The sequence below is a fragment of the Pseudomonas sp. YNh genome (genome assembly GCF_037993085.1).
GTDB classification, from domain to species: Bacteria; Pseudomonadota; Gammaproteobacteria; order Pseudomonadales; family Pseudomonadaceae; genus Aquipseudomonas; species Aquipseudomonas putida.
This window is the reverse complement of record NZ_JBBMRJ010000003.1, coordinates 1-18,402: the sequence shown is the minus strand read 5'-3', so window position 1 is coordinate 18,402 and position 18,402 is coordinate 1. Positions and strand designations below refer to the sequence as shown.

Annotated in this window: 14 protein-coding genes; 2 read left to right on the top strand and 12 right to left on the bottom strand. The window is 63.2% G+C overall.

All coding sequences use genetic code 11. The features are described 5' to 3' along the window. Position 1: 1 nt before the first annotated feature. The 4 genes from WF331_RS04095 to WF331_RS04080 form a co-directional block, all read right to left on the bottom strand. A complete protein-coding gene (locus tag WF331_RS04095; RefSeq protein WP_016501312.1) occupies positions 2–2,848 on the bottom strand; it encodes a valine--tRNA ligase in 2,847 nt (948 codons plus the stop codon). 185 nt (positions 2,849–3,033) lie between these two features. Continuing rightward, positions 3,034–3,399, bottom strand: a complete 366-nt coding sequence (locus WF331_RS04090) for a hypothetical protein (protein ID WP_016501311.1) — start codon at positions 3,397–3,399, stop codon at positions 3,034–3,036. Between the two features lie 5 nt (positions 3,400–3,404). Further along, a complete protein-coding gene (locus WF331_RS04085; protein WP_016501310.1) occupies positions 3,405–3,833 on the bottom strand; it encodes a DNA polymerase III subunit chi in 429 nt (142 codons plus the stop codon). Positions 3,834–3,883: 50 nt separating this feature from the next. Then, positions 3,884–5,368 (bottom strand): leucyl aminopeptidase, encoded by a 1,485-nt coding sequence (locus WF331_RS04080; protein WP_340622673.1) that lies wholly within the window; start codon positions 5,366–5,368, stop codon positions 3,884–3,886. A 301-nt stretch (positions 5,369–5,669) separates the two neighbouring features. On the opposite strand from WF331_RS04080, the gene lptF reads away from it, so the two are divergent. Both lptF and lptG read left to right on the top strand, forming a co-directional pair. Then, positions 5,670–6,785, top strand: a complete 1,116-nt coding sequence (gene lptF, locus WF331_RS04075; protein ID WP_016501308.1) for an LPS export ABC transporter permease LptF — start codon at positions 5,670–5,672, stop codon at positions 6,783–6,785. Further along, positions 6,778–7,839 carry an LPS export ABC transporter permease LptG gene (gene lptG, locus WF331_RS04070; protein ID WP_063426410.1) on the top strand — a complete coding sequence of 354 codons (1,062 nt, stop codon included), beginning with the start codon at positions 6,778–6,780 and terminating at the stop codon, positions 7,837–7,839. Before lptF ends, lptG begins: the two co-directional genes overlap by 8 nt. Positions 7,840–8,020: 181 nt before the next feature. On the opposite strand, the gene WF331_RS04065 is transcribed toward lptG, so the two are convergent. The 8 genes from WF331_RS04065 to WF331_RS04030 form a co-directional block, all read right to left on the bottom strand. Then, the gene (locus tag WF331_RS04065; RefSeq protein WP_340622672.1) at positions 8,021–8,509 is read right to left on the bottom strand and encodes an RDD family protein; all 489 of its coding nucleotides are present in this window, start codon (positions 8,507–8,509) and stop codon (positions 8,021–8,023) included. Between the two features lie 94 nt (positions 8,510–8,603). Then, a complete protein-coding gene (locus tag WF331_RS04060) occupies positions 8,604–8,816 on the bottom strand; it encodes a cold-shock protein (protein ID WP_016501305.1) in 213 nt (70 codons plus the stop codon). Between the two features lie 357 nt (positions 8,817–9,173). Further along, complete coding sequence (gene gcvT / locus WF331_RS04055; protein ID WP_340622671.1) at positions 9,174–10,295, bottom strand: glycine cleavage system aminomethyltransferase GcvT; 1,122 nt, start codon at positions 10,293–10,295, stop codon at positions 9,174–9,176. 27 nt (positions 10,296–10,322) lie between these two features. Beyond that, a complete protein-coding gene (locus tag WF331_RS04050; protein WP_284395656.1) occupies positions 10,323–11,699 on the bottom strand; it encodes an L-serine ammonia-lyase in 1,377 nt (458 codons plus the stop codon). 154 nt (positions 11,700–11,853) lie between these two features. Further along, positions 11,854–14,709 (bottom strand): aminomethyl-transferring glycine dehydrogenase, encoded by a 2,856-nt coding sequence (gene gcvP / locus WF331_RS04045; protein WP_340622670.1) that lies wholly within the window; start codon positions 14,707–14,709, stop codon positions 11,854–11,856. Between the two features lie 11 nt (positions 14,710–14,720). Further along, positions 14,721–15,104 (bottom strand): glycine cleavage system protein GcvH, encoded by a 384-nt coding sequence (gcvH, locus tag WF331_RS04040; RefSeq protein ID WP_340622669.1) that lies wholly within the window; start codon positions 15,102–15,104, stop codon positions 14,721–14,723. 279 nt (positions 15,105–15,383) lie between these two features. Further along, positions 15,384–16,589 carry a sodium/glutamate symporter gene (gene gltS / locus WF331_RS04035; RefSeq protein ID WP_016501300.1) on the bottom strand — a complete coding sequence of 402 codons (1,206 nt, stop codon included), beginning with the start codon at positions 16,587–16,589 and terminating at the stop codon, positions 15,384–15,386. Positions 16,590–16,716: 127 nt separating this feature from the next. Further along, the gene (locus WF331_RS04030; RefSeq protein WP_016501299.1) at positions 16,717–18,225 is read right to left on the bottom strand and encodes a sigma-54-dependent transcriptional regulator; all 1,509 of its coding nucleotides are present in this window, start codon (positions 18,223–18,225) and stop codon (positions 16,717–16,719) included. Between the last annotated feature and the right edge of the window lie 177 nt (positions 18,226–18,402).

Below are 18,402 nucleotides of genomic sequence, written 5' to 3'. Positions count from 1 at the left end.
GTTACAGCGCTGCAATCCGCGCATGCTGCTCGGTGAAGTTGGCCAGGGCCTGTTCGGACTCGGCCAGCTTGGCGCGTTCCTTCTCGATCACGGCAGGCGGTGCCTTGTCGACGAAGGCGGCGTTGGACAGCTTGCCGCCAACACGTTGCACTTCGCCTTGCAGACGCTGGATTTCCTTGTTCAGGCGCGCCAGCTCGGCATCCTTGTCGATCAGGCCGGCCATTGGCACCAGCACTTGCAGGTCACCGACCAGGGCGGTGGCCGACAGCGGCGCTTCGTCGGCATCGCCGAGGACGGTGAACGACTCGACCTTGGCCAGCTTCTTCAGCAGCGCTTCGTTTTCGTGCAGGCGGCGCTGGTCGTCGGCGTTGGCGTTTTTCAGGAACAGCGGCAGCGGCTTGCCCGGGCCGATGTTCATCTCGGCGCGGATATTGCGCAGGCCGACCATCAGTTCCTTCAGCCACTCGATGTCGCCTTCGGCAGCTGCGTCGATGCGCGCTTCATTGGCCACCGGCCACGGCTGCAGCATGATGGTCTTGCCCTCGATACCGGCCAGCGGCGCGATGCGCTGCCAGATTTCTTCGGTAATGAACGGCATGAAGGGGTGCGCCAGGCGCAGCGCCACTTCCAGTACGCGCACCAGGGTGCGACGGGTGCCGCGGGCGCGCTCGACCGGGGCGTTTTCGTCCCACAGTACCGGCTTGGACAGCTCCAGGTACCAGTCGCAGTACTGGTTCCAGATGAACTCGTACAGCGCCTGGCTGGCCAGGTCGAAGCGGAACTGCTCCAGCTGGCGGGTCACTTCGGCTTCGGTGCGCTGCAGTTGCGAGATGATCCAGCGGTCAGCCAACGACAGTTCGTAGGCTTCGCCGTTCTGGCCGCAGTCTTCGCCTTTGTCCAGCACGTAGCGGGCGGCGTTCCAGATCTTGTTGCAGAAGTTGCGGTAGCCTTCGACGCGGCCCATGTCGAACTTGATGTCGCGGCCAGTGGAGGCCAGCGAGCAGAAGGTGAAGCGCAGGGCGTCGGTGCCGTAGCTGGCGATACCTTCGGGGAACTCGGCCTTGGTCTGCTTGGCGATCTTCTCGGCAAGCTTGGGCTGCATCATGCCGCTGGTGCGTTTTTCCAGCAGGGCGTCGAGGGTAATGCCGTCGACGATGTCCAGCGGGTCGAGGACGTTGCCCTTGGACTTGGACATCTTCTGGCCCTGGCCGTCACGCACCAGGCCGTGCACGTACACGGTCTTGAACGGGACTTGCGGGGTGCCGTCTTCGTTCTTGATCAGGTGCATGGTCAGCATGATCATGCGCGCAACCCAGAAGAAGATGATGTCGAAGCCGGTTACCAGCACATCGGTGGAGTGGAACTTCTTGAGGAACTCGGTCTGTTCCGGCCAGCCCAGGGTGGAGAAGGTCCACAGGCCCGAGCTGAACCAGGTGTCGAGTACGTCGTCGTCCTGGCGCAGGGCCACGTCGGCGCCGAGGTTGTGCTTGGCACGCACTTCGGCTTCGTCGCGGCCAACGTAGACCTGGCCGGCCTCGTCGTACCACGCCGGGATGCGGTGGCCCCACCAGAGCTGGCGGCTGATGCACCAGTCCTGGATGTCACGCATCCAGGAGAAGTACATGTTCTCGTACTGCTTGGGCACGAACTGGATGCGGCCATCTTCAACGGCAGCGATGGCAGGTTCTGCCAGCGGCTTGGTGGAAACGTACCACTGGTCGGTCAGCCACGGCTCGATGACGGTGCCCGAACGGTCGCCTTTCGGCACTTTCAGGGCGTGGTCGTCGATGCTCACCAGCAGGCCCTGGGCGTCCAGGTCGGCAACGATCTGCTTGCGCGCGACGAAGCGGTCGAGGTTGGCGTACTGGGCCGGCAGGCGGGTGTCGACCTGCTCGTTGATACTGCCGTCGAGGTTGAAGGCCTGGGCGCTGGCCAGCACGAAGGCATTCTTGTCGAAGATGTTCAGCAGCGGCAGGTTGTGGCGCTTGCCGACTTCGTAGTCGTTGAAGTCGTGAGCCGGGGTGATCTTCACGCAGCCGGTACCGAACTCGGGGTCGCAGTAGTCGTCGGCGATGATCGGGATGCGGCGGCCAACCAGCGGCAGTTCGACGAACTTGCCGATCAGCGCCTGGTAGCGTTCGTCGGTCGGGTTGACCGCAACGGCCGCGTCACCTAGCAGGGTTTCCGGACGGGTGGTGGCAACGACCAGGTAGTCCAGGCCCTCGGCGGTCTTGGCGCCGTCGGCCAGCGGGTAGCGCAGGTTCCACAGGTGGCCCTTTTCGTCGTGGTTTTCCACTTCGAGGTCGGAGATGGCCGTGTGCAGCTTGGTGTCCCAGTTGACCAGGCGCTTGCCGCGGTAGATCAGGCCGTCTTCGTGCAGGCGCACGAAAGCTTCCTTGACCGCGTCGGACAGGCCGTCATCCATGGTGAAACGCTCACGGCTCCAGTCTACCGACGAGCCCAGACGGCGGATCTGGCGGCTGATGTTGCCACCGGACTGGTCCTTCCATTCCCAGACTTTTTCCAGGAACTTCTCGCGGCCCAGGTCATGCCGGTTCTGGCCCTTGGCTTCGAGCTGGCGCTCGACCAGCATCTGGGTGGCGATACCGGCGTGGTCGGTACCTGGCTGCCACAGGGTGTCGCGGCCTTGCATGCGGCGGAAACGGATCAGGGCGTCCATGATCGCGTTGTTGAACCCGTGGCCCATGTGCAGGCTGCCGGTCACGTTCGGCGGCGGGATCATGATGGTGTAGGACTCGCCTGCACCTTGTGGGGCGAAATAGTTCTCGGACTCCCAGGTGTTGTACCAGGAAGTTTCGATGGCGTGCGGCTGGTAGGTCTTATCCATGCGCGGCGGGACCCTGTGCATTTATTCGGGAAAGCCGGGAAGTATAACCAAGCTGGGGTGTTGAGGCGACAGCCGCTGGGGCTGCTTTGCAGCCCATTCGCGGCACAAGGCCGCTCCTACAGGGACCGCGGTGCCTGCAGAAGCGGCATTGTGCCGCGAATGGGCCGCAAAGCGGCCCCGGAATATCACTCGGTACGCTTGATCAAGCGCTCGATCCGCGCATCCAGCCGGCGCTTGATCTCGTTTTCGATATGCGGGGTGAAGTCGTTGATCACGTCCTGCATGATCATCTGCGCCGCAGCGCGCAGCTCGCTTTCCAGGTGCAGCAGGGTGTCCTGCCGGCGTGTCTGCGGGTCTTCCTCGGGCTCGACAGCGATTGGCTCGCCATCAGGCGCAGGGTTACCGGCAGGTTCTTCCAGCAGTAACGGGATCTGTTCCACCGTCTCGGTCAGCAGCGGCGGTTGCAGGTCGGCGTCGCCAAGCAGCTGGCGGATCGACTCGAGGTCATCGAGCAGATGGGCGGAGTCGGGCAAAGGGGAGGGCTTGTCCATCGTCGTCAAAGTCGCTGTAAGCGGTGGTCTTGCAGAGCATAGCCCTGTTCGCGGTAGAAACGGAATCGCTCCCGGGCTGATTGGCGGATGCCAGGCTCTTCCACCACGATTTCGGCCACCCGCTCGAACTGGCCGACGAAGCCCGGCACGCCGGCCCCCAGGTTGATCAGCAGGTCGCGGTGATCGCCCGCATTGTCAGCCAGGCCAAGGGCCACGCCGGCATCGGCATGCAGCTCGGCCAGGTCGTGGGGCACGAAGGCCTCACCCTTGAAGCGCCACAAACGCAGGTCCAGCTCGCTGCGCTGTTCTTCATCCTGGCAGTGCAGATAGACCCGGTGGCCGAGGCGCCAGGCCTTTTCGCACAGTTTGCAGGCGAAATCGAGCCGCGCCGACAGCGAGTCGGTGGGCAGGATGTAAAAGTCGACTTTGCTCATGGTGGTAATCGCCGGCCGGAGGTGCGCAAGGCACCGCCGGCCTCACGGCGTCAGGCGCCAGCGCGGTCCAGCAGGTACTGGGTCAGCAGGGGCACCGGGCGGCCTGTGGCGCCTTTGTCCTTGCCACCACTGATCCATGCGGTACCGGCGATGTCCATGTGCGCCCAGTTGTAGGCCTTGGCGAAGCGCGACAGGAAGCAGCCTGCGGTGATGGTGCCGGCCTTCGGCCCACCGATGTTGCCCATGTCGGCGAACGGGCTGTCCAGCTGCTCCTGGTATTCATCGAACAGCGGCAACTGCCAGGCACGGTCGTCGGCGCGTTTGCCAGCGTCGAGCAACTGGCCAACCAGGTCGTCGTTGTTGCCCATCAGGCCGGTGGTGTGGCTGCCCAGGGCGACGATGCAGGCGCCGGTCAGGGTGGCGATGTCGATCACCGCCTGCGGCTTGAAGCGCTCGGCGTAGGTCAGGGTGTCGCACAGCACCAGGCGGCCTTCGGCGTCGGTGTTGAGAATTTCGACGGTCTGGCCGCTCATGGTGGTAACGATGTCACCCGGGCGGGTGGCACCGCCGCTTGGCATGTTCTCGGCACAGGCCAGCAGACACACCAGGTTGACCGGCAGTTGCAGTTCGAGCACCGCGCGCAGGGTGCCGAACACGCTGGCAGCACCGCACATGTCGTACTTCATTTCGTCCATGCCGGCGCCTGGCTTGAGGCTGATGCCGCCGGTATCGAAGGTGATGCCCTTGCCCACCAGCACGAACGGCTTGTCTGCCTTCTTGCCGCCCTGGTAGTTGAGCACGATCAGGCGGGGTGGCTGGTCGCTGCCTTGGCCCACGGCGTAGAACGCGCCCATGCCCAGGTCCTTGATCTTCTTCTCGTCCAGCACCTCGACCTTCAGCGCCTTGTGCGCCTTGCCCAGCTCCTTGGCCTGTTCGGCGAGGAAGCTTGGGTGGCACAGGTTAGGCGGCAGGTTGCCCAGGTCGCGGGTGAAGGCCATGCCGGTGGCAATGGCGCTGGCGTGCTTGACGGCGCGCTCGACCTCGGCCTGGCCGGCCAGCAGGGTGACTTTTTTCAGGGCGCGTGGCTCGACCTTCTGGCTCTTGAAGCGGTCGAACACGTACTCGCCGTCCAGCAGGGTTTCGGCCAGCAGGCGGTATTTGCCGTAGTGTGCATCGCGGTTGTTGACCGCGACATCGTCCAGGGCCAGCACTGCATCGGCGCCATTCAGGCCCTTGAGCACGCCGGCCACGCTGGCGACCAGTTTGCGCCAGGTGCGGTCGCCCAGGGCTTCGTCCTTGCCGCTGCCTACCAGCAGCACGCGCTCGGCTTTCAGGCCCTGCAGGTTCTGCAGCAGCAGGGTCTGGCCTGGCTTGCCAGCCAGGTCGCCGCGCTTGAGCACAGCGCTGATGGCACCTTCGCTGGCCAGGTCGACAGCCTTGGCAACAGCGCCGAGCTTGCGGTTTTCACCTACCGGAATGACCAGGGTGGCGGTTTTTACGGATGCAGCAGCTACGCTTTTTACAACCAGTTCCATGTCAGGGTCCCCGAATGATCGATACGAATGGCGCTGTGTGTTCCAGCGCTCTGGACGGGCCTGGCGGCGGAGTCGCGCGCCAGCGGAAAAGCTGCCAGTTTGAGCCTGCGGCAAGCGTGCTGACAACCCCGTTATGCGCCTTCATGCGCGGCCAAGTGACAGGCGCGGTCAATCACAGGATAATGCGCGCACTTTACATGGAGGTTCGCCTTTGGCGAACCGGCATTGGTCTTGGCTGTACTAAGTCATTGTTTGGCGCCATTGCATGGCAGTCCGCCCTGACAACCCAGGAGTGTCTGGTTTGATCGTCTTTCGTTATCTCTCCCGCGAGGTCCTGGTGACCTTGAGCGCCGTCAGCGCTGTGCTGCTGGTGATCATCATGAGCGGGCGCTTCATCAAGTATCTGGCCCAGGCGGCCCAGGGCGTGCTCGACCCGGGCGTGCTGTTCCTGATCATGGGCTTCCGGCTGCCGGGTTTCCTGCAACTGATCCTGCCTCTGGGGCTGTTCCTCGGCATTCTCCTGGCGTACGGGCGGCTGTACCTGGAAAGCGAGATGACCGTGCTGTCCGCAACCGGTATGAGCCAGCAGCGCCTGTTGGGGCTGACCATGGTACCGGCGGCGCTGGTCGCCCTGCTGGTGGCCTGGCTGAGCCTGAGCCTTGCGCCGTTGGGCGTTGCCCAGGTGCAGCAGATCATTGCCCAGCAGGACACGCTGACCGAGTTCGACACCTTGGTGCCGGGCCGCTTCCAGACCTTGCGTGACGGTTCGCGGGTGACCTACACCGAGCAGCTGTCGGACGACCGCGTCAACCTGGCCGGGGTGTTCATCTCCGAGAAGCGCTTCAACCAGGACAAGACCAAGGACCGCGCCCCATCGGTACTGGTCGCTGAAAAAGGTCACCAGGAGATCCAGGCCGACGGCAACCGCTACCTGGTGCTGGAAAACGGCTATCGCTATGACGGTAACCCGGGCCAGGCCGATTACCGCGCGATCAAGTACGATACTTATGGTGTGCTGCTGCCCAAACCGGAAGTCGCCGAGGAAGTCACCGAGCGCGAAGCCATCCCTACTTCCGAGCTGATCGGCAAGAAGGGCCTGCGAGAGCGTGCCGAGCTGCAATGGCGGCTGTCGCTGCCGATCCTGGTATTCGTCGTGACCCTGCTGGCGGTGCCGCTGTCACGGGTCAACCCCCGCCAGGGCCGCTTCCTCAAGCTGCTGCCGGCAATTCTCTTGTACATGGCCTACCTGACAATGCTGATTTCCGTACGCGGCGCCCTCGAGAAGGGCAAATTGCCGATTGGCCTGGGCATGTGGTGGGTCCACGGCCTGTTCCTGCTGATCGGCCTCGGCCTGTTGTACTGGGAACCGATGCGCCTCAAGCGCGCCGCCCGTCGTGCGGAGGTGGCCCATGGGTAAGCTGGACCGCTACATCGGCCAGAGCGTACTGCTGGCCATCCTGGCGGTGCTGGGCATCATCCTCGGCCTGGCCTCGCTGTTTGCCTTCATCGACGAGATGAGCGACCTGAGTGACACCTACACGGTGATGGAGGCTGGCAACTTCGTCATGCTCACCGCACCTCGGCGGCTGTACGACATGCTGCCGATGGCAGCCCTGATCGGCTGCCTGATCGGCCTGGGCAGCCTGGCAAGCAGCAGCGAACTGACCATCATGCGTGCGGCCGGGGTGTCCATCGGCCGCATCGTCTGGGCGGTGATGAAACCGATGCTGGTGCTGATGCTGGTTGGCCTGCTGATTGGCGAATACGTGGCTCCGGTGACCGAGAACAAGGCCCAGGCCGACCGTTCCCTGGCCCAGGGCGGTGGTGAGGCGCAAAGCTCCAAGCGCGGCATGTGGCACCGCCAGGGTGAAGAGTACGTGCACATCAACGCCGTGCAGCCCAACGGCCTGTTGCTGGGTGTGACCCGTTACCGCTTCGACAGCGAACGCAAGATCGTTACTTCGAGCTTCGCCCGCCGCGCGCAGTACCAGAGCGACCACTGGTTGCTCGCCGACGTGCGTACCACCTACTTCCGTGGCGACCACACTGAAGTCGTCAGCGCACCGCAGGAGCGCTGGGACGTTTCGCTCACGCCAGAACTGCTCAATACGGTGATCCTGGCGCCGGAGTCGCTGTCCATTACCGGGTTGTGGGATTACATCCACTACCTGTCCGACCAGGGCCTGAACAATGCCCGTTACTGGTTGGCGTTCTGGACCAAGGTGCTGCAGCCGATGGTCACCGCGGCGCTGGTGCTGATGGCGATTTCCTTCATCTTCGGCCCGCTGCGCTCGGTAACCCTTGGCCAGCGCGTGTTCACCGGTGTACTGGTGGGCTTCGTGTTCCGCATCGCCCAGGACCTGCTGGGGCCATCCAGCCAGGTGTTCGGCTTCCCGCCGCTGCTGGCGGTGGTGATCCCGGCGGGGATCTGCGCCTTGGCCGGTGTCTGGCTGTTGCGTCGGGCAGGATAGTGGCCTGAGTTGTCTAAAAAAGCCGACCTCAGTGTCGGCTTTTTCATGGGTGTTGCCTGTTCAGGCCTCTTCGCGGGTAAACCCGCTCCCACAGGGATCGCATGGGGTTCGAATACTGTGCTGTACCTGTGGGAGCGGGTTTACCCGCGAAGAGGCCAGCACAGGCAGCACAACGCTCGGATCATTTCTTTTGCTTCGGCACCCGCACCAGCTGGCTTTCCGAATAGATGTCATGCCAGCCACGCTTGCGCTTGTCGATCAACACCCAGAAGAACCCCAGCCCCAGGCACAGCCATGAGGCAATCGACACCACGAAGCGCAACAACGCCTGCCACAGGCTGATGGCTGAGCCATCGGCATTCTGCACGCGCACGCCCCACACCTGCATGCCCAGCGTCTGCCCGCCATGGGTCCAGAACTTGGCAAAGAAGCCGAACAAGGCGAACAGCAGTACCGTCGACAATAGCGGGTCGCCATCCAGTGCGCCGGCTTCGGTCAGCTCTCGCATGCGCGCTTCGCCGATGATCGCCATCTGGATCAGCTTGTAGGCACCGGCTGTCACCATGAGCAGCGCAGTACATAGCAGGAAGTCATAGAACATCGCGGCCAGTCTTCGGCCCAGGCCAGCAGCGGGGAAGTCGCCTTGAGGGATAAGGTGGGGCTTGGGCATCGCTCGGCAACTCCAGGGGGAAAAGCTCATTCTATGGAATCGCAAGCAAAAAAAAGCCCCTGCGCGTCAACGCAGGGGCTCTTTTTTAGAAGTATCAGGCTTCAGCCTGGACTTCGTCAGCCTGCATGCCTTTTTGGCCCTGCACAGCAACGAAGGTCACTTTCTGGCCTTCTTTCAGGCTCTTGAAGCCGTTGCCCTGGATGGCGCGGAAGTGCACGAACAGATCCGGACCGCTTTCTGGGGTGATGAAACCGTAACCTTTTTCGTCATTGAACCACTTGACGGTACCGTTCTGACGCTCAGCCATTGTCTTAGTTCCTATGAAACTTAAATTTTGATGACAGTTTCTTCTGCATTGTTTGTAAGCAAAAGACTACTGGGCTGGGTTGCAGGAAAGTAAGAGACGTCGAACGGGTTGTAGCAGATTGCGGCTACTGGCCCAGGTCACGAACTGTTGCGACCCATGCAAACACAGTGCAGTGACTCTACGACAACTCCCGAGCGAAAAACAAGCCCTTGGTCGAATGGAAAATCGGCCGCTTGCCGATAACCGACCAATTTGTCGGAAACGGCGTGGCGCCTGGCCTGGCGCCATGTTCAAAAGTTATTGGGCAGGTTCGAAAACGAATATGTCGAACCTGGCCACAACCTTCACAAAGCCGTTTCAACCACGGTAGTAACGTTGCGCCACGAAAGGCATTTTGCTGACTTTCAAGGCAACCTTCTTGCCGCGCACCACGGCAAACAGTGCGGTGTCGAGTGCAGCATGTTCACTATCGATATAACCCATTGCAACAGGTGCGCCGAGTGTCGGGCCAAAGCCGCCGCTGCACACTTTACCTACCGGCTTATCGTTTTCATCGACAATATCCGCGCCTTCACGTACTGGCGTACGCTCCTGCGGCAACAGGCCGACACGTTTGCGCGCCACACCGTCGCGCTGGTGGGCAAAGATCGCTTCAGCGCCGGGGAAGCCGGCCGCACGTGCACCGTCGGCACGGCGCACCTTGGAAATCGCCCACAGCAGGCTCGCTTCGATCGGGGTGGTCTCGGTATTCATGTCATGGCCGTACAGGCACAGGCCGGCTTCCAGGCGCAGCGAGTCGCGTGCGCCCAGGCCGATAGGCTGTACTTCGGGCTCGGCCAGCAGGCGGCGGGCCAAGGCTTCGGCGGCCTGGACCGGTACCGAAATTTCGTAGCCGTCTTCGCCGGTGTAGCCTGAGCGGCTGACGAAGCAGTCTTCACCCAGCAGCTTTACTGGGCGGAACTGCATGAAGGTCATGCCGGCCACTTCCGGGGCCAGGCGCTCCAGCACCTTGACCGCTGCCGGCCCTTGCAGGGCAAGCAGGGCACGTTGTTCGAACAGCGGCTGCACCTCGCAACGGCTGCCGATGTGCGTTTGCAGGTGGGCCAGGTCCTGGTCCTTGCAGGCGGCGTTGACCACCAGGAACAGGGTGTCGTCGCCCAGGTTGGCAACCATCAGGTCGTCAAGGATGCCGCCTTGTTCATTGGTGAACATGGCGTAGCGCTGCATGCCCACCGGCAGGTCGATGATATCCACCGGCACCAGGCTTTCCAGGGCCTTGGCGGCATCGGCTCCGCGCAGGATGATCTGGCCCATGTGTGAGACATCGAACAGGCCGGCCTGCTCGCGGGTGTGCAGGTGTTCCTTGAGCACGCCCAGCGGGTACTGCACCGGCATGTCGTAGCCGGCAAACGGCACCATGCGCGCACCCAGTTCCAGGTGCAGGGCGTGCAGTGGGGTCTTGAGCAGTGTTTCGGACATCGGTGACTCCTTGGTTTTATTGTTGGGTCAACATTCGATGATGTTGACGGCAAGACCGCCGCGGGCGGTCTCCTTGTATTTGCTTTTCATGTCGGCGCCGGTCTGGCGCATGGTGCGGATGACCTTGTCGAGCGACACGAAGTGCTGACCGTCGCCGCGCAAGGCCATGCGCACCGCGTTGATGGCCTTCACCGAGCCCATGGCGTTGCGCTCGATGCAGGGCACCTGCACCAGCCCGCCGATCGGGTCGCAGGTCAGGCCCAGGTTGTGTTCCATGCCGATTTCGGCAGCGTTTTCCACCTGCTGCACGGTGCCGCCCATCACTTCGCACAGCGCGCCGGCGGCCATTGAACAGGCCACGCCGACTTCACCCTGGCAGCCCACTTCGGCGCCGGAGATGGAGGCGTTCTCCTTGTACAGGATGCCGATCGCTGCGGCGGTGAGCAGAAAACGCACCACCCCGTCGTCGCTGGCGCCCGGCACGAAGCGCATGTAGTAGTGCAGCACCGCCGGGACGATGCCCGCGGCGCCATTGGTGGGTGCGGTAACCACACGCCCGCCATTGGCGTTTTCCTCGTTCACCGCCAGGGCATACAGGTTGACCCAGTCCAGCACCGACAGCGCATCGCGCAGGCTGGCTTCCGGGTGGCGGCTCAGCTGGCGGTACAGGGCCGGGGCCCGCCGCTTGACCTTGAGCCCGCCCGGCAGGATGCCTTCATGCTGGCAGCCGGCTTCAACACAATCCTGCATCACTTGCCAGATACGCAGCAGCCCGGCGCGGGTCTCCGCCTCCGGGCGCCAGGCGGCCTCGTTGGCCAGCATCACCTGGCTTACCGACAGGTTCTGCGTGGTGCAGTGGCCAAGCAGTTCCTTGGCGGTCTTGAACGGGTAGGGCAGCACGGTGCTGTCCTCGACTATACGGTCGTGGCCGGCGGCATCCTCGTCGACCACGAAACCACCGCCCACCGAATAGTATTCGCGGCTGCGGATTTGCAGGCCGGCGTCGTCGAAGGCGCGGAAGATCATGCCGTTGGGGTGGTAGTCCAGCGGCTTGCGGATCATTGCCAGGTGCTGCTTTTCGATGAACGCAATGCGCTGTTCGCCCAGCAGGTTGATGTGGCCGCTGTCGCGGATGGCCTGCAGGCGGCCTGGGATGGAGCCGGTGTCGACGGTGTCGGGGTGTTCACCTTCAAGGCCTAGCAGTACGGCCTTGTCACTGCCGTGGCCCTTGCCGGTGGCGCCCAGGGAGCCATACAGCTCGGCCTTGACGCTAATCGTGCTGGGCAGCAGGCCGTCGCGGCGCAGGCCTTCGGCGAAACGTGCGGCAGCACGCATCGGGCCGACCGTATGGGAGCTGGAGGGGCCGATGCCGATCTTGAACAGGTCGAAAACGCTCAGTGACATGGTGGTTCCTCCAGCCAGGAAAATTAGGCGGACGGTGAACCCGGTGGGAGCGGGCGTGCCCGCGAATGCGTCGGTGAAGTCATCATCGCATTCGCGGGCGCGCCCGCTCCCACAGAGGTCCACACCTCAAGTCAGGTAGCGGGCCTGAGCGCAATCAGGCGTCCTGATAGCTCTCGATCGACGGGCAAGCGCACACCAGGTTGCGGTCGCCGAACACGTTGTCGACCCGGCCGACCGGCGGCCAGTACTTGCTTTCCACCAGGCTTGGCAGCGGATAGACCGCCTGCTCGCGGCTGTAGCCGTGGGCCCACTCGCCAACCAGCTCGGCCGCCGTGTGCGGGGCGTTCTTGAGCGGGTTGTCGTCCTTGTCCAGGCTACCGCTTTCGACCGCACGGATTTCTTCGCGGATCTGGATCATGGCGTCGCAGAAGCGGTCCAGTTCTTCCTTGGCCTCGCTTTCGGTCGGTTCGATCATCAGCGTGCCGGCCACCGGGAAGGACATGGTCGGGGCGTGGAAACCGAAGTCGATCAGGCGCTTGGCCACGTCGTCGACGCTGATGCCGCTGGTGTCTTTCAGTGGGCGCAGGTCGAGGATGCACTCGTGGGCCACCAGGCCATTGCCACCGGTATACAGAACAGGATAGTGCTCTTCCAGGCGGCGGGCGATGTAGTTGGCGTTGAGGATCGCCATCTGCGAAGCACGCTTCAGGCCGGCGCCGCCCATCATGCGGATGTACATCCAGGTGATTGGCAGGATGCTGGCGCTGCCGAACGGTGCGGCGCACACCGCCCCTTCGGTGTTTTCCAGCTGCGCATGGCCGGGCAGGAACGGCGCCAGGTGCGACTTGACGCCAATCGGGCCCACGCCCGGGCCGCCACCACCGTGCGGGATGCAGAAGGTCTTGTGCAGGTTCAGGTGGGACACGTCGCCGCCGAACTTGCCTGGCGCGCACAGGCCGACCATGGCGTTCATGTTGGCGCCGTCGATGTACACCTGGCCACCGTTGTCGTGGATGATCGCGCAGATTTCGCCGATCGCTTCCTCGAACACACCGTGGGTCGACGGGTAGGTGATCATGATCGCGGCCAGGCGCTCGCGGTGCTCGATGGCCTTGGCGCGCAGGTCCTCGACATCGACGTTGCCGCGGGCGTCACAGGCGGTGACGACTACGCGCATGCCAGCCATGTGTGCGGTGGCCGGGTTGGTGCCGTGGGCCGACGACGGGATCAGGCAGATGTCGCGGTGGCTTTCGCCACGGCTGCGGTGGTAGGCGCGGATGGCCAGCAGGCCTGCGTACTCGCCTTGGGAGCCGGCGTTGGGCTGCAGCGACACGGCGTCATAGCCGGTGGCGGCGCACAGCATGGCTTCCAGCTCGGTGGTCATCTGCAGGTAGCCCTGGCTCTGCGCGGCCGGGGCGAACGGGTGCAGGTTGCCGAACTCGGCCCAGGTGACCGGGATCATTTCACTGGCCGCGTTCAGCTTCATGGTGCACGAGCCCAGCGGGATCATGCTGCGGTCCAGTGCCAGGTCCTTGTCGGCCAGGCGGCGCAGGTAGCGCATCAGCTCGGTTTCGCTGTGGTAACGGTTGAACACCGGGTGTTCGAGGATGGCCGACTGGCGCAGCAGGGCGGCAGGCAGCAGCGAACCGGTGCTGGCAGCCAGGGCGGCGAAGTCAGGCTGGGCCTTGTCGTCACCGAACAGCTGCCACAGGGATTCTACGTCTGCCTGGCTGCTGGTTTCGTCCAGCGACAGGCCCACGTGGGCGGCGTCGATCTGGCGCAGGTTGATGCCCTGGGCGCGTGCGTTGTCATGCAGGGTTGCGGTGGCAGTGCCAGTAGCCAGGGTCAGGGTGTCGAAGGCGCTGGCGCCCACTACCTGGACGCCCAGCGTCTTCAGGCCGGCGGCCAGGATCGCGGTCAGTGCATGGGTGCGTTCGGCAATGCGCTTGAGGCCGGCCGGGCCGTGGTAAACGGCGAACATGCTGGCGATGTTGGCCAGCAGCACCTGGGCGGTGCAGATGTTGCTGGTGGCCTTTTCGCGGCGGATGTGCTGCTCGCGGGTCTGCATGGCCAGGCGCAGGGCGGTTTTGCCGAAGCGGTCGATCGATACGCCGACCAGGCGGCCCGGCATGTCGCGCTTGAACGCGTCCCGGGTGGCGAAGTAAGCCGCGTGCGGGCCACCGAAGCCCAGTGGTACGCCAAAACGCTGGGCGCTGCCGATGGCCACGTCGGCGTCGAATTCGCCCGGCGGGGTCAACAGGGTCAGGGCCAACAGGTCGGCGGCCACGGCGACCAGGGCGTTGGCGGCGTGGAAGCGCTGAACCACTTCACGGTAGTCAAACACTTCACCGTTGCTGGCGGGGTATTGCAGCAGGGCGCCGAAGAAGGCACTGACATCGCCCAGCTCACGCTCGTCGCCGATCACCACCTCGATACCCAGCGGTTCGGCACGGGTGCGCAGCACGTCGAGGGTTTGCGGGTGGCAGTGCACGGAGGCGAAGAAGGCATGGCTGGCCTTGTTCTTCGACAGGCGCTTGCAGAAGGTCATGGCCTCGGCCGCAGCAGTGGCTTCGTCGAGCAGGGAGGCGTTGGCGATCGGCAGGCCGGTCAGGTCGCTGATCAGGGTCTGGAAGTTCAGCAGCGCTTCCAGGCGGCCTTGGGAAATTTCTGGCTGGTACGGGGTGTAGGCGGTGTACCAGGCAGGGTTTTCCAGCAGGTTGCGCAGGATCGGCGCCGGCGTGTGGGTGTTGTAGTAGCCCTGGCCGATGTAGCTTTTGAACAGCTGGTTCTTGCCGGCGATGGCCTTGAGCGCGGCGAGCGCGTCGGCTTCGCTCTGGCCGTCGTGCGAGCCCAGTACGCTGGTGCCCTTGATGCTGTCGGGGATGACTGCGGCCGTCATGGCGTCCAGCGAGTCGAAGCCCAGGGCGGCGAGCATGGCCTGCTCGTCAGCGGCGCGCGGGCCGATGTGACGGGCAATGAATTCGTTGGCGGTGCTGAGGTTGATGGTCATGGCGGGGTTCCTCAGGCGTCGTCGTTGGCTTTGATCAGGCGGTCGTAGGCGTCCTGGTCGAGCAGGGCGGTGACTTCGCTCATGTCGGCCGGGTTGAAGCGGAAGAACCAGCCTTCCCCCATCGGGTCTTCGTTGACCAGTTCAGGGCTGCTTTCGAGCTGGCCGTTGACCTCGACCACTTCGCCGGTCAGCGGCATGTACACGCCGCTGGCGGCCTTGACCGACTCGACGGTGGACGCTTCGCTGCCTTTCTCATACTGCTGCAATTCGGGCAGTTGCACGAAAACCACATCGCCAAGGGCGTTCTGGGCGTAGGCAGTGATGCCCACGGTGACGCTGCCATCGGCGTCGACGCGCAGCCATTCGTGATCTTCAGTGAAACGCAACTCGCTCATGGGGAATCCTCGGGAAGCAGGGCGTTGGGCGCGGTGGCTCCGCGCTCTTGGGTTGGGATTCCCTAAGCAATAATGCGGCCAATAACAATAAATCCTTTTAAATCAGCAATTTAGCTAATTCATGCAATGCATTTGTCATTTTTGTGGAATGAAAACGCTACAGATAGCAAGGAGGAGGAAAGGGTTTTGGGATCAAACCCTTGTGCAGGCGCATTCGGATGCGTGTGTATCGATTTCAATCCGATGTATTGAAATCGATACAGGCGGAAGTGCCGGGATTCAACCTCCAGTAAGGAAGGGCAATGCCAGGTACAGCTTGATCACGATCACATTGATGATGTCGATGAAGAACGCGCCCACCATCGGCACTACCAGGAAGGCGATGTGCGAGGCCCCGTAGCGCTGGGTCACCGCCTGCATGTTGGCGATGGCCGTCGGCGTTGCCCCCAGGCCGAAGCCGCAGTGCCCGGCAGCCAGTACTGCCGCATCGTAGTTGCGGCCCATTACCCTGAACGTCACGAAGATCGCGAACAGTGCCATGACCAGTGTTTGCGTGGCCAGCAATATAAAGAAGGGTAACGCCAGTGCGGCCAGGTCCCACAACTTCAGCGACATCAAGGCAATGGCCAGGAACAGGGACAGACTGACATTGCCCAAGACCGAAACTTCCCGCTCGAATACACGATAGAAGCCGAATGCGGAAAGACCGTTGCGCAACAACACGCCGACAAACAATACGCACACGAAGGTCGGTAATTCAAATGCAGTGCTTTTCAATAAACCGTGAAGCAGGGTGCCCGCCAGCAAACTGACGGCAATCAGGGCCAAGGTTTCGATGAATGAAGATGATGTAATCAGGCGCTCTTTATTCGGCTGCTCAAAGCCTTTTGGCAGTTGGGGAGCCTCTTCTTCGCTGCCGTGCGTCTTTACCCGCTTGATTAGCAGCCTGGCAACCGGGCCGCCAATCAGGCCGCCCAATACCAGGCCGAAAGTGGCAGAGGCCATCGCCAGTTCGGAGGCCGAAGGCAGGCCAAATTTTTCAGTGAACGTCGCGCCCCAGGCGGCGCCTGTGCCGTGGCCACCGGAGAGGCTGATCGAGCCGGCCAGCAGGCCCATCAACGGGTCGAGCCCCAAGGCCGTTGCCAGGCCGATGCCCATGGCGTTCTGCACCAGGAGCAAGCCAGTCACCACCAGCAGGAACACGGCGACCACACGCCCGCCTTTCTTCAGGCTGGCGAAGTCTGCACTCAAACCGATGGTGGCGAAGAACGCCAGCATCAATGGGGTTTGCAATGAGGTATCAAACTGGACCTGTATATCGAAGCTGCGTAATGCCAAGAGTGCCAAGGCAACGACCAATCCGCCTGCAACAGGTTCCGGGATATTGTAAACGCGCAGGAAACCAATACGCGCGACCAGCCCTCGCCCCAGTAGCAGTACTAAAGAGGCGGCTACAAGTGTCCCGTAAAAATCGAGTTCAAACATCAAGGTACTCTTCGTTCAAGGTGACATGCGAAATTACGATGTCACCATTCTACGGCGAGCACTCCAGTCAATTGCGGCTACACGGCTAGGAAAAGTCTGAATGAGCTGTCGGTTTTGGCGACACGTATCAAAGTTTCCCCGGTATTCCATATTTACGTAGTCGCTGGGCAATAGCGGTATGCGAAGTTTGCAAGCGCCCGGCCAGCTGCCGCGTCGACGGGTAACTGGCATACAGGCGCTGTAACAGTTCCCGCTCGAAATCACCCACGGCCTGTTCCAGGCTGGCCACTTCGCCGTCCTGCCCGCGGGCCACCGAGGTGCCGGCAATGTCCAGGTCGCCGATATCCACCAGGTTGCCCTCGCAGATGGCTGCAGCGCGGAAAATCACGTTCTGTAGCTGGCGCACGTTGCCCGGCCAAGGGTTGGCCAGCAGTGCAGAGTGGGTGGCGGGGGTCAGCCGGCAGGCTGGGCGCTGGATCTGCGTGCAGGCTTGCTGCATGAAGAAGTGCGCCAGCATCAGGATGTCCTGGCCCCTGTCGCGCAGGGGCGGTACCTGCAGGTTGAGCACGTTGAGGCGGTAGAACAGGTCTTCGCGGAAGCTGCCTTCGGCGACCATGCGCTCCAGGTCGCGGTGGGTGGCGCTGATGATGCGCACATCCACCTTCACTTCGCGGTCGCCGCCTACCCGACGGAAGCTGCCATCGCTTAGGAAACGCAGCAGCTTGGCCTGCAAATACGGTGACATTTCGCCAATTTCATCAAGGAACACCGTGCCCTGGTTGGCCAGCTCCATCAGCCCGGGCTTGCCACCGCGTTGCGCGCCGGTGAAGGCGCCAGGGGCGTAACCGAACAACTCGCTCTCGGCCAGGCTTTCGGGCAGTGCGGCACAGTTCAGGGCCAGGAACGGTGCCGCATGGCGGCTGCTGATGGCATGGCAGGCGCGGGCCACCAGCTCTTTACCGGTGCCGGTTTCGCCATGCACCAGCAGCGGTGCATCGAGCGCCGCCACGCGCAGGGCGCGGGCCTTGAGCGTGCGGATGGCGGGCGACTCGCCGAGCAGGGCATCGAAGCCTTCGGCATGGTCGTGGTGCAGGGCCGAGAGGCGTTCGCCCATGCGCGTCGGGGGGTACAGCGTCAGCAGTCCACCGGCGTTGGTGATCGGCATGGCGTCCAGCAGCAGGCTCTGGCCGTTGAGCTGCATCTCGCGCATGGGCAGGTGGAAGTTGTTGTCCAGCAGCGCTTGCAGCAGCGCGGGGTCGCCGAACAGTTCACCCACCGAGCGCCCGGCGGATTCGCGGCCGCACAGGGCGATCAGCGCCGGGTTGGCCAGCAGCACCAGGCCTGCGCTGTCCACCGCCAGCACCGGGTCGCTCATCGCTGCCAGCAGGGCATCGAGCTGCAGGTGGCGACGCTGGCCGGGGAGGATGTCGACCACGTCCACCGATTGCACGCCCTGCACCTCGAACAGTGCATCATGCAGTTCTTCGAGCACGGCGGGGCTGAGGGTGGGGGCGTCGATGTAGACGTTCGGCGGGACCATCTCCACGGCGTCCAGGTTGAGGTGGCGGGCACCAAGCAGGGCGAGGACTTCCTGGGTGATGCCGACGCGGTCGATGAAGCTGACGTGGATGCGCATGAGGAGGCGAAAGGTGGTGGCCGGGGAGGGCGGTAGTATGCCTTAACATCGCCGGGGCCGCTGTGCGGCCCTATCGCGACACAAGGCCGCTCCCACAAAGTTTATGCATTCTCCTGTAATCGATGGACTCGCCCCCGCCGAGGCATCACAGTGCCACGGTGGCGTTCGAAGAAGCCA

Bases quoted from the DNA above. Each gene is read 5' to 3' on its own strand.
- WF331_RS04095 (WP_016501312.1), bottom strand. From the start codon at position 2,848: ATGGATAAGACCTACCAGCCGCACGCCATCGAAACTTCCTGGTACAAC.
- WF331_RS04090 (WP_016501311.1), bottom strand. From the start codon at position 3,399: ATGGACAAGCCCTCCCCTTTGCCCGACTCCGCCCATCTGCTCGATGAC.
- WF331_RS04085 (WP_016501310.1), bottom strand. From the start codon at position 3,833: ATGAGCAAAGTCGACTTTTACATCCTGCCCACCGACTCGCTGTCGGCG.
- WF331_RS04080 (WP_340622673.1), bottom strand. From the start codon at position 5,368: ATGGAACTGGTTGTAAAAAGCGTAGCTGCTGCATCCGTAAAAACCGCC.
- lptG (WP_063426410.1), top strand. From the start codon at position 6,778: ATGGGTAAGCTGGACCGCTACATCGGCCAGAGCGTACTGCTGGCCATC.
- WF331_RS04065 (WP_340622672.1), bottom strand. From the start codon at position 8,509: ATGCCCAAGCCCCACCTTATCCCTCAAGGCGACTTCCCCGCTGCTGGC.
- WF331_RS04060 (WP_016501305.1), bottom strand. From the start codon at position 8,816: ATGGCTGAGCGTCAGAACGGTACCGTCAAGTGGTTCAATGACGAAAAA.
- gcvT (WP_340622671.1), bottom strand. From the start codon at position 10,295: ATGTCCGAAACACTGCTCAAGACCCCACTGCACGCCCTGCACCTGGAA.
- WF331_RS04050 (WP_284395656.1), bottom strand. From the start codon at position 11,699: ATGTCACTGAGCGTTTTCGACCTGTTCAAGATCGGCATCGGCCCCTCC.
- gcvP (WP_340622670.1), bottom strand. From the start codon at position 14,709: ATGACCATCAACCTCAGCACCGCCAACGAATTCATTGCCCGTCACATC.
- gcvH (WP_340622669.1), bottom strand. From the start codon at position 15,104: ATGAGCGAGTTGCGTTTCACTGAAGATCACGAATGGCTGCGCGTCGAC.
- gltS (WP_016501300.1), bottom strand. From the start codon at position 16,589: ATGTTTGAACTCGATTTTTACGGGACACTTGTAGCCGCCTCTTTAGTA.
- WF331_RS04030 (WP_016501299.1), bottom strand. From the start codon at position 18,225: ATGCGCATCCACGTCAGCTTCATCGACCGCGTCGGCATCACCCAGGAA.